Source organism: Paenibacillus sp. FSL H8-0168 (genome assembly GCF_038592955.1).
Classification (GTDB): Bacteria; Bacillota; Bacilli; order Paenibacillales; family Paenibacillaceae; genus Paenibacillus; species Paenibacillus polymyxa_B.
Map to the genome: position 1 here is coordinate 3,892,689 of NZ_CP151948.1, position 16,217 is coordinate 3,908,905.

The 16,217-nt window shown below is 50.3% G+C and carries 9 protein-coding genes; all 9 read right to left on the reverse strand.

Annotated features, from left to right (window positions below):
- Positions 1-260: 260 nt before the first annotated feature.
- Entirely contained in the window at positions 261-704 is a 444-nt protein-coding gene (locus MHI21_RS17145; RefSeq protein ID WP_013311146.1) for a GatB/YqeY domain-containing protein, read from the reverse strand.
- 16 nt (positions 705-720) lie between these two features.
- Positions 721-894 (reverse strand): 30S ribosomal protein S21, encoded by a 174-nt coding sequence (rpsU, locus tag MHI21_RS17150; RefSeq protein ID WP_005547957.1) that lies wholly within the window; start codon positions 892-894, stop codon positions 721-723.
- Positions 895-1,065: 171 nt separating this feature from the next.
- On the reverse strand, positions 1,066-1,425 hold the full coding sequence (locus MHI21_RS17155) for a histidine triad nucleotide-binding protein (RefSeq protein WP_025722131.1): 360 nt from the start codon (positions 1,423-1,425) through the stop codon (positions 1,066-1,068).
- A 162-nt stretch (positions 1,426-1,587) separates the two neighbouring features.
- Positions 1,588-2,931, reverse strand: coding sequence for a PLP-dependent aminotransferase family protein (locus MHI21_RS17160; protein WP_342418573.1), 1,344 nt, complete (start codon positions 2,929-2,931; stop codon positions 1,588-1,590).
- A gap of 327 nt (positions 2,932-3,258) precedes the next feature.
- Positions 3,259-3,669 carry a hypothetical protein gene (locus MHI21_RS17165; RefSeq protein ID WP_342418574.1) on the reverse strand — a complete coding sequence of 137 codons (411 nt, stop codon included), beginning with the start codon at positions 3,667-3,669 and terminating at the stop codon, positions 3,259-3,261.
- Positions 3,670-3,930: 261 nt separating this feature from the next.
- Positions 3,931-7,326 (reverse strand): SMC family ATPase, encoded by a 3,396-nt coding sequence (locus MHI21_RS17170; RefSeq protein WP_342418575.1) that lies wholly within the window; start codon positions 7,324-7,326, stop codon positions 3,931-3,933.
- Positions 7,323-8,507 carry an exonuclease SbcCD subunit D gene (locus MHI21_RS17175; protein ID WP_165178415.1) on the reverse strand — a complete coding sequence of 395 codons (1,185 nt, stop codon included), beginning with the start codon at positions 8,505-8,507 and terminating at the stop codon, positions 7,323-7,325. Before MHI21_RS17175 ends, MHI21_RS17170 begins: the two co-directional genes overlap by 4 nt.
- Before the next feature lie 28 nt (positions 8,508-8,535).
- Positions 8,536-12,555: a helicase-exonuclease AddAB subunit AddA gene (addA, locus tag MHI21_RS17180; protein WP_342418576.1), complete on the reverse strand. Its 4,020-nt coding sequence runs from the start codon at positions 12,553-12,555 to the stop codon at positions 8,536-8,538.
- The gene (addB, locus tag MHI21_RS17185; RefSeq protein ID WP_342418577.1) at positions 12,552-16,118 is read right to left on the reverse strand and encodes a helicase-exonuclease AddAB subunit AddB; all 3,567 of its coding nucleotides are present in this window, start codon (positions 16,116-16,118) and stop codon (positions 12,552-12,554) included. Before addB ends, addA begins: the two co-directional genes overlap by 4 nt.
- Positions 16,119-16,217: the final 99 nt, after the last annotated feature.

Here is a 16,217-nt window from a genome sequence, read left to right on the forward strand (position 1 = left end):
TTTCTATGTTACAGCATACCAAACTTTGTTAGACAAACTATACAGTTTTCAGGATTTAATGTGAAATTATTGGGTATATTGCTAATCCTGACGGCTGTCAGATACTTTACGCACCCAACGGACATCACGTTTCACACAATTAACGATAACGCTTACATATAAGGATCTTCTCATCATTACATTCTATGGTAGGCATCGCATATATAGAAATAACACCCTCTGTAAACAGAGGGTGTTGTGTTTTCCTGTTTGTCGCAGGTTTATTGCAGAAATTGCTGAACCGCTTGGTTCACGAGCTTACCGTCAGCGCGGCCTTTTACCTTAGGCATCAAGGCCGTCATTACTTTCCCCATCTCGGCTTTCGAAGAAGCACCGGTTTCCTGGATGGTCTGCTGTACAATAACTTTAATTTCTTCCTCAGAAAGTTGTTCGGGAAGGTACTGAGCGATGATCTCTATTTCTGCTTTAGTGCTTGTCGCAAGTTCATCACGACCGGCTTTTTCAAATTCATGGAGGGCATCTTTTCGCTGTTTGATCTCACGACTCAGAATATCAAGCACTTCGTTGTCGTCCAAATCCCGTTTCAAATCTATTTCAAGATTTTTAATCGTAGAACGAACCATTCGAATGGTGGAGAGTTTGAACTTGTCCTTACTCTTCATTGCTTGCTTCATATCTTCGTTCAATCGTTCGCTCAAATTCATGATTGCTTAGATCCTCCTAGAACTTTCTCTTACGAGCAGCCTCGGACTTTTTCTTGCGCTTTACGCTTGGCTTTTCATAATGCTTGCGTTTCTTCACCTCAGCCAATACGCCATCCTTAGCAATGGAACGTTTAAAGCGACGAAGTGCAGCATCAATTGTCTCGTTTTTGCGAACTTTAGTTTCAGACACCAGTTTTCCCTCCCTCCGACCAGACCGTCCAAGAGCAATAACACGGTTCATCAAATTTTATTATAGGTGAAACGGAAACCAGGTGTCAACCTATAAGAAAAAATGAATACATAAAGGGCTATTTTTCTCCATTCACTTCCGTATTACTGAAAAGACAAGCTCTGTCATTTTTTAAGAATGTGAGTCCGAAATACCTGTCAAGGCACCCAATTTGGCGCCGCCCAGTAAGTGATAATGCAGATGCCCCACCGCTTGTCCACTATCCGGGCCACAGTTGTTAATCAACCGATAGCCAGACTCAGCGATTCCTAACTTTTTCGCAACCTCAACCGCAACACGATGAATCTCCGCGATAAGAGGAAGATCCTCCTCCGTCACAGCGTTCATCGAAGGAATATATTTTTTGGGAATAATGAGCACGTGTACTGGCGCCGCAGGCTGGATGTCATGAAATGCGAGCACATTGTCGGTTTCCAACACCTTTTTGCTGGGGATGGTTCCATCCACAATTTTCAAAAACAGATCGTCCATTCAAAACCCTCCTTTGGCAGTGAGCCGATCATAAGTAAATAGGCATAAACAGCCCTTGCTCTCGGCATTCAAAGTTATGTATTTCCCACACTGAATAGAAACATATACAGCCATGTTTGGTTATACTTATGTTTCTATATGTATCATAACGGAAAAAGGGTCTTAATACCAGTTTCCCTTACTAACTTCCTCTATAATAGCTTTCACCCCTGCATCAATTTGATCCAACTGCGCGCGCGAAATACTTATGCGCAAAAACTTCTCTTGTTCCCTATAGCCTGATAAATAAAAGCCTTTGCCAGCTACAACCTGGATGTTCCTGGCGGAAAGACACTGTACCAAGCGTTCCAAATTCACCGTCCGAGGCAGTTTAAACTGCATATAAACTCCTGAGGTTACAGCTGAAGTCTGAACGTATCCGGCCTGATTGTATCGGTCCACAGCCTTGTTAAGAGCACGAACGCGCTCCGAATACAGTTTGCATATCGTGTGCTTGTGGCGTTCATACATTCCATTTTTAATATAAATATCAAGCGCCGCCTGAGACAAAATAGATGTGTCGACATATCTTTTATAGGTATTAAACGTCTTCAATAGGGCTTCTGGCAATACCGCAACTCCTAATCGCAAGCCGGGGAAAATGATTTTCGAGAAGCTTTTCAAATAAATAACATGGTCCGTCTGGTCGTATGCATAAATGGGATCAAACAGATGATCGGCCCCCAAATCTGCCATATAGTCATCTTCTACGATGTACACATCATATTTGGCGGCTAAGGCAGCTATCGCTTTTCGCTCCTCTGTGTTGTAAGAGACTCCTAATGGATTATGATATCTTGACATGGTATAAAAAAACTTGATGCTCTCGTTCTTAAATTGATTCTCCAATTCGTGAAAATCCATACCTTCCGCTGTCCGGACGATGGTACTGACGGGTATGTTCTCTTCCTCCAGAAAACGCAAATATATATCGTAACTTGGCTGCTCGACCAAAACCTTTTCTTTGCCATTGGGAAACGGCATTTTAGCGAGTATCTCCAATGCCTGCTGAACACCCGAAGTAACGATAATCCGATCCATTTTTGCAAACACCTGAGTATCAGCTAAATGGGAAACCAACGTATGACGCAGTGTTTCCAGTCCTTGCGAATCGCCATAAGTGAACAGATGATATTTGTAGGTGTCAATAGCCTGATTCAAACAATGTTGGAAATCCAGATAAGGGAATACATTTAAATCCGGGGAGGCCGAAGCAAAATCAACGAAGTCTTGCATATGGCTATGGTGTAAATCGCCCGAATTTTCCACTACATAGTATCCACTTTGCGGTATGGAATAGATGGCGTGTTTCTTTTCAAGTTCAGCGTATGCCCGCAAAATCGTGCTTTTGCTGCACCTGTATAATTCAGAAGCCTCACGGACCGACGGCAGCTTGTAACCTGATTTATATTGTCCCTCGCGAATTTTAAGTTCTATATCCAATAAAATTGAAACGTATTTTTTCACAATATCCTCCCACCTGCTCTTTACATACTCATTACATGCTCATTTCATTACATGCCTATTCCGTCTGATGTTTCTTTACACGCTAGATGTTACCATGGTTTATAGATAAACAGGATACCTCATTTCATTGAACTGTACTGATACAGTTTTAATTATTGGACCATATTTGGGATGGTTTACGTGAAAAAGAGGCTGTTTCTTCATAATGGAAGAAACAGCCTTGCATGGTGATGATGTATGGATGCGCCTACAGTTCTTGTACTGTACAAGAACTGTAGGCGGGAGAGAGCAGAGAATTCACTATATCTGGCGACTAAGGAATTAGGATTAGTAATAAGGCAGCAAGCTAATCGCTGTCAACGCTGCAAGTGGCAGAATCAAACGATTAAAGCGACGGCGTCCGTATGGGAACCCATATGCATAAGCGGGTACTGGATACGGGTACGGGTACGGATGCGGATACGGAGGATAAGACGCATAGCCACCATAAGCACGGGAGCCGCAGCCACAATTGTTAGGCGGATATGGGAGATTAACATTGACATTCTCCATCTCGTCTCCACCCATAGGAACGGCTAAGTATATCTTTTCATCATCCACATGCTCTACAATGCCGTCATACATTGTCCCGTCCTTCACCCATACGCATACATAACGATGCATATGCTTTTGACATAGTGCTTTAGCATCCGTCTGTTCCGGTGCTGTAACTTTTTCGGTTGTCATGCTTTTTTCCATGGTTGTTTCCTCCTAGGCTCTTGCATGTATACCGTATGTTATTCAAAAACGGGCTATTTGCTACATCAAATTGGGCGAATTCCGGCTTGCAAAAAAAAGAAGCACCCCGGGAGCTCTTCGCAGAGCCCCTCTGAACGGACGTATGACGGGAAGATTTCTTCCGCAGCATACGTCCGCCGGGGTGCTGTATGATTAACTTGTCGGCTTGGCTGTATTATAACAATAGTTTGAAACTGTATCTGTGACCTGTATCACATTACTTCAAAAAGTTTCCATAACCACACGTGAGCCGCCTCCAGCCTGCTCTGCTGGAAGAACAACTAGCTTGCGCGGCAGACGGGCCCGTAGTTCAGGCACATGACTAATCACACCAACAGACAATTGATCGTGGTGCAGCTTTTCCAGTGAGGTGATCACTGTGTCAAGCAGCTCAGGGTCCAACGTTCCAAAGCCTTCATCCAGAAAGAAAAATTGCAGAGGGTATTGGCCCCGCAATTGAATTTGAGCCGACAGCGCAAGCGCAAGCGACAAGGAGGTCAAGAACGTTTCGCCACCGGACAAGGTCGATACTGGACGTTTGACCCCACCGTTGGCATCGTCACTAATGACAAAACCACCGCTGGAATCTACCTCTAGCGCGTAACGCTGCTTGGTCAGAAAACGCAGGCGGCGTGAAGCCGATTGACTGACCTGCATGAGCTGCTCCTCGGCAATATATTCAACAAAGGCATTGCCGCGAAAAACAGACTGGAGCTTGGACATTTTTTCCGCTTCGCTACGCAAATGTATACGATTGGACTCCAGCTTCATCCAGCGGACGTGCCGATGCTGCAAGTCCTCTAAATCACGCTCAGCCTTGGCGCGATTCTGAAGCGCCTCTTCGTCGCGTGCACGGCAATCACGTAGCTGTGCAGTGGCCGTTTCCCACTGTTCCTCTGTTACCGTTGCTCCATTCAGCTGCTCTTCGACATGTTTTAAGCGGGAAGACAGCTCTTTTTCCCGTTCTCGATGCAAGCTCACTTCACGCTCATAGCGTGCGGCTTCTTCCGGTCCCAGGCAGCATTCCATGACCTCTGCTTCCGTAGCAAAAGAGGAGGCTTCCAGACGGCTGCCCCAACGGGACTCTGCCATCAGCCGTCTCTCTTCTGCCGAGTCGGAGGCCTGCCGGGCAATCAGTGAAGCATGGACGGCTTGCTGTTTGCGTTCTTCCGCTTCGGTACGGCGGCGTGCCGCGGCTTCGGCTCCGTTTTTCAGCCCCAATAGTCGCGAGGACGCTTCTTCCAGCAATGAAGCCGCTTGGCCATCTCCAACCCATTTTCGGAGCTGTGCTAGCTTTTCACGAAGCGAATCATCTTTGCTTTGGAGCCCTGTACGACGGGCAATAATGATTTTGTCCTCCTCGATGATACTCTGCTGTATCTGTTGAACACGCGCCGCCTTTCCTTCGAGGAAGGTCACACTCGTCTCCAGCCGGGACCGCAGCTCTTCCGCACGCCCATCGCGCTCCTGCATGGCACGGTAACGCTCCGCAGCTTCGCTCGGAGCGACATCCGGCAGCTGCGCCGCCCATTCGGCGCGCAGCCCCTCGCTGCGCGTGGTGCATGCCTCGCGCTTGCTGCGTGCCTGCGTCAGCGCTGCAGCTGCTGCCTCCTGCTCGGCAGCAGCACGGATGCGCCGCTGCTGTCCGGCGGCGTCTGCCTCGCGCAGCGCCTGTGCCTCGGCAGGCAGCGCATGCGCACGTGCGGCTAGCTCTGCCGCAGCACGCTCCAGCGCCGTGCAGCGTTCCACCCAAGCGGCAATACCGCGCGGCTCTGCTGGCGCTGCCACAGGCGTGAAAGGCTCGCCCGTGGCGGCAGCGCCGCTGTCTGCGGTGGCGGGCTGCGCCAGCAAGCTGCGCTGCTCGTGCAACTGCTGGCGCAGTGTGAGGCGCAGCTCCTGCAAACCAAGCCGCAGGCGGTGCAGCTCATCTGGCGCAGCGGCATCCGCGCTATGCGCCGCGACGACGGCAGGCGCGGGATGATGCAGCGAGCCGCACACTGCGCACGGCTCGCCTTCGCGCAACTCGGCAGCGAGATGCTGTGCGAGACGCCCCAGCTCCTCGGCACGGAGCTCGTGGCGCAGTTGTTCTTCCTCGGAGGCCAGTGACGACATATCGGCGGTGATCTCTGCCTCCAACGTCAGCAATGCCTCAATGCCATCAGCTGCCTGTGCAGCAAGGGCAGAACGTCGTGCCTCTGTCTCCTGTGTCTCCTGGTCCGTCAGCTTTAAACGTTCGTCAGCTTGCGCAAGCCGTTTCTCCTGAGCGGTGTACTCCAGTTCAGCTTCACGCAATTGCTCATCCGCGATTTCCAGCTGTTGCAACCGTTGCACAGCCTCTTGCAGCATACGCCGCTCATCTGCCCGCACTTCATTTTGCTTTAGCTCTTGTTGAAGCTCCTGCTGTCGCTTCAAGCCTCGCGTCTGTAGCTCTTGTTCCTTTGCGAGTCCTTCTGCATGTTCAGCAAGGGTTTGTTCGCTTTGCACAAGCTCGGCCGCCAGACGGTCTCGTTCAATACGCAATGCTTCCGTATCACGCTCCAGTTGAAGTGCCTGCTCTAGTTGGTCGATCCGAAGCAATAGCTTCGGTTCTTCGGCACTGAGTGCTTGCCGGGCCTGCTCATCTGCTTGCGCAGACACAAGCGCAGCCTCCTGCGCGGTAGCGGCCAGGACTTCCATTTCTTCGGCACTCTTTTGCCGTTTTTCCGCTTCAGCACTGGCTTCCTTCCAATCCGTCAGCGCAGGCAACAATGCCTCGGCTGCAGATGCTTGTCGAAGCTTGTGCTCCAGCAAAGCAATGCCTGGCTCCTGTGCTGCCAACTGCCCCAGCTCGTTCGATCTTTGGCTGAGCTCGACAACCAGCTCACGGGTTTTGTTTAGCGCCTCCCATTCACGTGAGACACGCTCTAGCTCACGACGCGAAGCTTCTGCATTGGCAATCGCCTCTTTGAGACGCAACTCTACATGTTCAAGCGCTTCAGCACTGGCATCCCCCAGCCCTTGCTGCTCCGCCTCTAACGCTTTCAGTGCGGTATCGTTATCTTTCACACGACGGCTTAGCTTCTGTGCAAGTTGGTCTCCGTACTTCTCCAGATGGAACAAACGCTGTAGCATCTGTCTGCGTTCACTGCCTTTTAAGGACAAGAATTCCGCAAACTTTCCCTGCGGCAACACGACAGCTCGTGTAAAATCGTCCATTTTCAGACCGATATACTCCTCCACACAGCGCGTCACATCCTGCACCTTATCGGCAAGCACTTCCTCGCCATCCTCTGTTAACGCAATAAAACGGCTAAGCGTATTATTAACCGATACGCCTCCAGCACGTTTGAAACGTCGTTCTACACGGTAACGACGAGGCCCTTGAGCTGACATTAATTCAAACGTAAATGCAACAGACAATGTATCCTCAGCATGATTCATAATGCCTTGTGTACCATTCACTGCCCGCTCCACTTTACCGTACATAGCCAACGTAATGGCATCCAGCAGCGTTGATTTTCCACTACCCGTTGGGCCAAATATCCCGAACAGTCCAGTTTCGGTCAAATCGTCAAAGCGAATTTCCTGCGACTCCCGGTAGCTTTGCAACCCCGCCAGTTTTAGAAGGATTGGTTTCATGCGTCATCCTCCTCAGCGTGGTCTCTTGCATCATCCTGTTCCACCAGTTCCAGAAACAACTGCACTAATCCGTCATCTGGCTGTGCTCCACCTGTCTGCCGCTGATAGAATGCCCGGAACAACTCATGCACTGGCAGTTCTGATCGTTGGTGCTCCAGCTGTGCGGCAGCCATTTCTGGATACATTGGGCGAATATGAATGATGCCTTCACGGCTTTTGCGCAGCCGCTGAATATCTCCCATCGACATCGCTTCATCCAGCGTAATTTCCAGATCAATAAAGGCATCGGCATCCAATCCTTCGTCCAGCCAGCGATATACTTCCTCCAGACCTCCCCGTGCGCGCCACCTCACTAATGGGCGTCCACTGGTAATATACAGTTCCTCGACCTGAGCAGGCTTGCCAGCAACCACGTCAATTAACGTAACCGATTTGGCTTGTCCGGCTTCGGAAAAGCTATAAGCCAGCGGCGAGCCACTGTAACGCATCAGCCCGTCTCCCTTCACATATTGGGGACGATGCAAATGTCCTAGAGCCGTATACTGTGCCCCAATACTCAAAGCAGACGGATCTACGGTATACGCCCCCCCGACCTGAATCGGGCGTTCCGAGTCCGACTCCAGCCCGCCGAGCACATAAATATGGCTCATCGACAAATTAACGGTGTCAGGCCGAAATGCTGTACCCAGTTGTGACATCAGCAAGCCCACACGGCGACTGTATGCCTCGCGCAAGACTGTTTCATCTCCGTCTTCAGACAATAGCTCGTTCAGACGAGACTCGGACGGATATGGCAAGGCTGCAATGCATGCCATTTCACCCGTTCGCGGTGTACGAACGCGTACCGCTTCCCCATGGGGCAGTCCCAGCAACGTAATTCCACGCCCGCTCACCAGCGGTGTGACCGAGGATACCCTTTCCGGCTGATCATGATTGCCCGCAATGACGACTAGTGGTCTTCCTCCAGCCGTGAGACGGGCAGACGTTTCATAAAACAATTGCTCGGCTGCGGCCGAAGGATTGACTGAGTCGTATACGTCTCCAGCCATCATAATCAAATCAGCCTGCTGATCGTCAGCCATTTTCGCCAACTCTTCCAAAAACGCCTCCTGCTCCTTCAAACGGCTGCGTCCTTCCAACGTGCGGCCCAAATGCCAATCACCCGTATGCAAAATCCGCATGCTATTCCTCCTCTCCCTATCTATATAACTACAGCTGTACACTCTCTCCAGCTTCTAAAAAATACAGCCACTTCTCAGCAACCTTTTTGCTTGTAATCTCTTCGATCACACGGGCATACAGCTCCAATTGAAAACGATATTGGTCTATTAAATGGGACAATGTACGATATTCAGATATCCGATCTGTTTTATAATCCACCAGCACGAGTCCTTCGGGAGTTTCAAATAGACAGTCAATAATCCCGTTCATCAGCACTTTATCGCCGTCCTGTCCACCTTCCGAATCTGTTTCTTGTCCTGGTGACATCGATGGTAAGCTGTGGTTCCAGTAATCGGTTGCCCGCATGGTATAAGTAAACGGAAGCTCTCTTTGAACATGGGATGCCCCCAGCATTCTGCTACCCAGCTCACTAGTGAAAAAGCGTAATATTTTATCCGTATCTAGCGCCTTTGCATGAACATCCAGTAACATACGCTGATTGAGCAAACGAGCCTTGGTTTCCTCAATAACTTCGGCGCTCATCCCCCCATCTAATGGCAAATGCAGCATCAACGTATGATAGACTGTTCCTCGTTCCGTTGGAGTCAGTCGCTGATTCCCCATAAACTTAGGTCTGCGCAAGTGTAATTGACTTCCCCCAGTGTGAGAATCCTCCCGATCCTCCGGTGACTCTGCTAGTAGAGAGTTAGATAGATTCAGCCAATCGTCCGAACCCATCTCCTGCATTTCCAGCCATCTTTTCATCTCAGTAACCGATGTATTGGCTGCCGTCTTGCCAGCCCGTTCATACGGATAGATCCAGGAAAGAGCAGCTTCAATATCCGTTTCACTCTCTTCGTTCAAGTCGATTAGCTCCGCATTTCTCAGTGCTTCTGTCTTCTTTTGGCGCTCTTCGCCCGACACCTCTTCCTCATGATCTGAGTTCACACGAGAGCCGGAAAGTGTTTCCGAGGCGACGATTTTAAATAACCAGTCTGTTCCCGGCATATGTTCCAGCCTGTGATAGTACCCATCCTGATCACCTGCCGCTTCCCTCAACAAAGTAGCAGAAGGATGCCGAATCAAAGCAGGACCTACCCAGTCCAGATAACTGCGGCCTGCCGCCAGCATATAGTCTGGTAAGACCGTTTCCGTATGTTCTTTGGCACGTGCCCAACCCGCTGCGCGCGAAGCGAGATCCTTCACAGTTCCGGTCATAATCAGCTTTTCACGCGGACGCGTAAGCGCCACGTATAACACCCGCATTTCCTCAGCCAATAGCTCCAGCTGTGAGCGTCGGCGGATCGCTAAATTAGGCAGCGTAGGGTAGCTGACACGATTTTGTTCCTCCACATATTTAGGACCAAACCCCAACTCCTTGTGCATAAGAAACGGCGCATTGAGATCCTGTTGATTGAACATTTTTGCTGTCCCGGCAATAAACACGATAGGGAATTCAAGTCCTTTACTTTTATGAATGGTCATAATACGGACAGCCTGATCGGGTTCAGTCCCCCCGCTAATGGATCCTAAATCACCGCCTCGCTCCCGTAGACGGGAAATGAAGGTCAGAAATCGGAACAATCCTCGGTTGGACGTAGAAGTCTCATACTGTCTCGCTCGGTCATATAGCGCCCGCAAATTGCTTTGACGCTGTGAGCCGCCAGGCAGTCCACCGACCCAATCCAGATATCCTGTTTCCTCCAGCACATTCCAAATCAATGCACTTAAGCTTCCTTGTCGGGCTTCCTGCCGCCAGGCTTTCAAATTACGCAAAAATGAACGTAGTCGGGCTGATAACGTATTCCCATCATTTCTATTACCAAAGTCAGATGAAGATAAAGAGTCCTTAGGGAAAATATCCAACTTCATGATGTCAGCTGAGATCCCTTTTTCACTTTCTTCCAGTGGGTCAGCTTCTGCCGCCGCCAGCAATGCGTCATAAAATAATCCATCCGGCTTCTCCAACCGAATTTGTGCAAGTTCATCTTCAGTCAAGCCGACAATCGGCGAACGAAGCACGGATGCAAGCGGGATGTCCTGCTGCGGATTATCAATAATGTGCAGCAGAGACAACATCACCTCAACTTCAGTTGCTTTAAAAAAGCCTGTCGTCTGCTCCCCTGAAGCCGGAATGCCCTCAAGCCGCAGTTCCTCTACAATTAGGGGGGCCCACACGCTTGCGGAACGAAGCAAAATGACGATATCGCCGTAGACTGCCGGGCGCATCGCTTTTAATCCTCTGTCGTAAATCAACAGTGGTTGTCCAGTGTCTCCGGTCAGTTCTTTAATCCGTTGCGCGATCGCACGAGCCTCTAACTGTGCCGTTTCTAGCTCCGCAAGCTCAGCCAGCTCACTTTCCTGTAGAGCAGATTCGTCCCCCGTTTCGGACAGCTCCGAAGCCTCGGAAAGACCCTGTCCACCCTTATCAACTAAGAGCAGCTCAGGTGCATATACAGATGCGGTGTCTTGATCCGACGGGTCGGGATAGGATGCGCCGTGTACCAGCCAGGCTCGTTCATCGTACTCAATTTCCGCCACATCCACACTCATAATCTGGCGGAACACCAAATTGACCGCATCGACAACTTCCTGCCGACTGCGGAAATTACGCGCCAGATCAACTAAAAAACCATCTTCCTGCTCCTGCATGCCGTACCGTTGATACTTATTCAAAAACAGACCCGGCTCCGCCAGCCGAAACCGATAAATACTCTGTTTCACATCGCCCACCATAAAACGGTTACCCGGTTCCTCCCGTGATACCAGCCTAACGATATCTTCCTGTACGGTATTCGTATCCTGATACTCATCCAACAGCACCTCGTCAAATTGCGCCTTGTATTCGAGTGCAGCGTCGGAAGGTAGCAGCTTGTACGGAGTAGAATCGGGATGTCGTAATATTTTCAGACAATAATGTTCCAAATCCCCGAAATCCACCAACCCTTTTGACTGCTTGTGCTGTTGAAATCGTTCCCCGAATACAATTACGGTTTCTACCAACTCGTCCATCAGCGGAGCCGCGGCGTGCAGCTCCTCCCAATAGGCTTCTGCTCTCCTGCCAAACAGGGAAGACTTCATATCTGTAATCATTTTTTTGGCTGCTTCGCGCAGCGTCTTAACCCGTTCCTGCAATGCTGGCTCAGTCTGATCTTTTTTGACGGGCTTGAGCTTACCGAAGGCAGCTGCCTGAAAATGATTATATAGAGATGCCCACGGCTGTGTCTCCAGCTCCTGCAGTAATCCCTTCACCATCGTCGCATCCTCTTGCAGCGTCACGGCATAAGGTGCAGGACCGCCGGGCTGCATAGCTATTTCATGCGCCTGTTCCAGCAAGCTCGCTGCTCCGCGCAAAGAAAGTACGGCATCCGCCAAAATGCTGCGAACCCAGGGAGTCTCTCCCAAAGCAACTACATCCTGTACACGAAATGCTGCCGCTGTCTCCCGCAGCCAATGTTCTGGCCAAGGATGACTTTGAGAAAAATCATACAACCGCTGAACAAGCACGTACATTGCATCATCGGTGCGTTCTCCACTAAACCAGTCGACCAGTCTGCGGAATGTACTGCCTTCATCATGAGCCTCATATTTCTCCTCAAACAGTTCTTCTAGAAGCTCCTGACGCAGCAATTCTGTCTCATGCTCATTCATAATCCGAAAACCGGGATCAAGGGGAATGGCCTGATAATGCCTGCGGATGACCTCCATACAAAATGAGTGAAGCGTCGTAATCGAGGCCCGATTCAGCAACGATAGCTGACGGCGTACATGCTCACTTTCCGGTTCCTGCTCCAGTACACGTTCCAACGCTTCGCGTATCCGTTGACGCATTTCGGCGGCTGCAGCCTTCGTAAAGGTTGCTACCAGCAACCGATCCACGCTGAAGCCAAGCTGGGGATCGACAATTTTACGAATAATACGCTCTACGAGCACCGCTGTTTTACCTGACCCTGCCGCTGCCGCGACCAGCATGTTGTTACCCGATTCCGAAATGGCACGCCACTGGTCATCGCTCCACATACTGCCTTCCGGCTTCGGCATGTCTTTAGTGTTTGACGTGCCTATCATCGGTCCATTCCTCCTTTCCCTTCCTGTGTATGACCCAACAGATTCCAGATTTGATCCTTACCGGGTTTACCCCATTGATTGTAGCCACTGCCCTCCAGACTGTCGTCAAATTGACAAACAGGCTTAAAAGAACAGAAGGTACAAGCCGTCTCTTGCTGGATTCGATAAGGTTCAATGGCCACATCGCCCTCTGTCATCCGTGTGCCAATCGTCCGAATATTATTACGCACCGAAGCTAGCAGGCTGTCCCACTGTTCCGGCGAAGCAACCGAAGCACTGCTATAAAAACTGCCGTCTGCTTTCACCGCAACAGGTAAAATAGAGGAATATCCTTTGTCCAATGCTGTATCCATTTGTCCAACTACATCCCGATCCGCAAGCAATAATCCCTTCATCTTAAAACGTTTCAAAAGCTCCTGACGAGCCTGTTCTGCGCTAAGACCGTTAGGCGACTGCAACATCGGATTGTGGACGTGAAAATACAGGGTACCCGCTGGATAAGCTGTCTCGCCCAACCATTCCTCCGCCGCATTCAGCAACACATCCAGGTAGGTGAGCATTTGCAAGGACAGGCCATAGTACACTTCATGCAGCTTGAGATCCTTTTGGCTAGATTTGTAATCGATGACACGCAAAAGTAACCCCTTTTCTCCCTCTGCCACATCTACACGGTCAATCCGTCCGACAATTTCCATCACAACGCCGTTATCTAACCGGAAGCTTAACGGAGGAAGCTGCTGACCCGGTCCAAAGTCCAACTCCAGCCCAATCGGCTCAAAACTACCTCTTCGCGCATGTTCACCTAAAATCAACGAAGCACGGCTCACGATGTCTTTCAATTTGCGCAAAATGTAGCCATACCGCTTGGAACTCATTAAAATCTCGCCTTGCAGACGAGGAGCCAAACGCTCCACTGTACTTTCCGCCTCTTGTCGGCATTCCTCGGTGCTGAGGCTGCCCCAGCTGACATTGCGTTTACGCAGATTGATCGCCATCTCTCCAAGCGCTGCATGGAATAATTGTCCGATATCCGGGGCCTTCAGGCGATACATTTGGCGTTCCTTCAAACGAAGACCGTGAGAGGCAAAGTGCGAAAATGGACATGCCACAAAACGTTCCATACGAGATACGCTGGTACGCAGCTTGCTACCGTACAGACGGCGGCTCGTTTCCTTCTGCATTTCGGCATGGTTCTCATAAAAAAGTGAGGTCAACAGCTGACGCAGCTTGTCCTTCTCACGCCCTTGCTGGCCTGCATACCAGTTATATACCTCCCACCAAGGAGATAAAATGTCACTGCCACGTCGCCAATGCCGTAATTGCGCAATGAGCTGCGGCAAAGCCTCGGACGGATGAGAAGCATACTCCCATTGCGTCGTCCAAGCATCCCCAGGCAAAGGGTATCCAGCCAACGGACGTTCGTCCAGACTAGGAAACAGGTGCCGCACATGTCGTACTAACTCAGACGGCAACAATGACTTGCCCTCTTCATCAGTCACTGCATAGCTCATCCACAGGCTTTTACCGGCTGAAGTAAGGGCCGTATAAGCGAGAAAACGTTCGTCCAACAGACGTCTTGTCATATCCGGCGCCAGCTCTACGCCTTGTTCGTTTAATGCCGTACGCTCCTGCTCATTCAGCACACCGTCCTCATGGAACACAGCCGGCATCACACCTTCGTTCATACCTAGCACAAAGGCATGTTGAATACCGGATACACGCGTACGGTCCGTGTTTCCGACTAGAACCTGATCCAGAGCCGGCGGAACAAGTCCCATACGGAACTCGGCCAATCCCGTTTCCAGCACACCTGCAAACAAAGAGGTATCCAGCCTCTCATCACCCATCATTTCGACGATTTGATCCAGTAGTTCAAGCACTGCATCCCATACCTGACGATGCTCCTTGGCCTGCTCAGGTTTTCCTGCTTCCTCTGCCTGATGAATGAAGGCGTCCAGCTTGTGGCCGATTTCTGCATCTTCCAGTAACAGATATACCGCTTCACACTTCTCAAGTGCAGTTCGTGCCTTGCCCACACGTTTCTCAAACGCACGTAAAGGCGTCACGATCACATCCCGGCATAGCTCCATCAAATCCAACGTTTCATCCCGCCTACGGTTCCGTTCCTGCTCCTCCAGCTCCAATGACAAGCTGGGCACAGCCTGCCACGGCCGACCATCTGTCCAACGGCTGCCTTGTATTCCGCAGGCCAGAACATAGTTTTCCAAACGGTCCATCTCCTCGCGGCTCACCCGACCGTCCAGCGGCAGTAGAAGGTCTGTTTTGACCGCACGGAATACATCCTCATATCGCCAACGCCGCTGCACGATATCCAGCGAAGCCCGAATCAATTCCACCAAAGGATGATGTAATACACTTCTTCGCTGATCCAGAAATACTGGAACCTCATACTGTTTGAATATCGGTTCCACCCATGGCTCATAATCTTCAATATGACGTACAAACAGAGCCATCTCCCGGTAACGCGCGCCTTCCTCTCGGGCCAGACGGCGCATTTCGCGTACAGCCCCTTCCAGCTCTGCACGGCGATTAGCCGCAGTGTACAGTTTTATGCCCTCCGGCTGTTCTTCTGTCCACTGCTCTCGTAGCTGCTGCAGCCGCATCCGTTGTTCCTGATTCCGTAACCCTGTACGATGTTCAAAGTTAGCCTCCAAATACGCCAACGCCGGACGCTCCTTAAATCTCGGCAGCGGATCAGGGCGTAGTAATTGTGTCTGCGTCTCTATCATCAGCTCGTCTGCCATTCCTTTGAGCTTTACATACGTAGCCGCCGAAGGATGAAACAAATCCAGCTCATGCGGAAGCTGTCCGCTCTCGTAGCTACGGTTGCAAGTCAGCGCCACCGTCAACGAAGAGGCATGCAGCATAAGTTGCTCCACCACCTTGTATTCATGTGGTGTAAATCTACGGTAGCCATCCATCCAAATGTCTGCTCCACGCACAAGGGAAGACTCCGCAATCTGTTCTGCCAGCATACGCAACGTATCTTCACCGTCTATATATTTAAGCGTCAGCTCTCGTTCAAAATCCTCGTAGATTAGACTGATATCTTTGAGCTTGCCGCGCAAAATCGGAGTTGACTCTCCCACAGCGTTCATTCGCTCCAGTTGCTCGGGTACAGACCGAGTATCATTTCCATACTGCTTTAGCTCCGTAAACAATGTATTCAACCGATCCACAAAGCCGAGCTGGTCTCCCGAATCCTTAAACAAGCTCAGTTCATCCTTGCGACGACGAATAATTTTATATAAAAGCATCTTCTTGCCTTCTTCCGTTACAGGCACCAGTGCTGAACCCCCGGTTTCCTGCATAACTAAATAGGCAAGACGATGAAATCCCATCACTTGGGCGCGCACCGACCCCTGAATACCGTTTCCGGCTTCTGTAAGTAACGCATGCTCGGAAGCAAATGACGATTGCTCCGGTACAAGTAACAGCATAGGCTTACCTAGCGGCTCCTCGCGTAACATAGACGTCATTTCATTGCGGATTAACGTACTTTTACCACTACCAGAGCGGCCAATCAACAAGCGGACCGACATGATGCGGCCTCCTTTCCAACGAACAACATTCTATTAAACAGTATAGCATATCAGGCAAGGGAGAAAAGAACGTACGTTTGCCATGTTGTAGCAATTCAT

Bases quoted from the DNA above. Each gene is read 5' to 3' on its own strand.
- MHI21_RS17175 (WP_165178415.1), bottom strand. From the start codon at position 8,507: ATGCGGATTTTGCATACGGGTGATTGGCATTTGGGCCGCACGTTGGAA.
- MHI21_RS17170 (WP_342418575.1), bottom strand. From the start codon at position 7,326: ATGAAACCAATCCTTCTAAAACTGGCGGGGTTGCAAAGCTACCGGGAG.
- addB (WP_342418577.1), bottom strand. From the start codon at position 16,118: ATGTCGGTCCGCTTGTTGATTGGCCGCTCTGGTAGTGGTAAAAGTACG.
- addA (WP_342418576.1), bottom strand. From the start codon at position 12,555: ATGATAGGCACGTCAAACACTAAAGACATGCCGAAGCCGGAAGGCAGT.
- MHI21_RS17165 (WP_342418574.1), bottom strand. From the start codon at position 3,669: ATGGAAAAAAGCATGACAACCGAAAAAGTTACAGCACCGGAACAGACG.
- MHI21_RS17155 (WP_025722131.1), bottom strand. From the start codon at position 1,425: ATGGACGATCTGTTTTTGAAAATTGTGGATGGAACCATCCCCAGCAAA.
- MHI21_RS17145 (WP_013311146.1), bottom strand. From the start codon at position 704: ATGAATTTGAGCGAACGATTGAACGAAGATATGAAGCAAGCAATGAAG.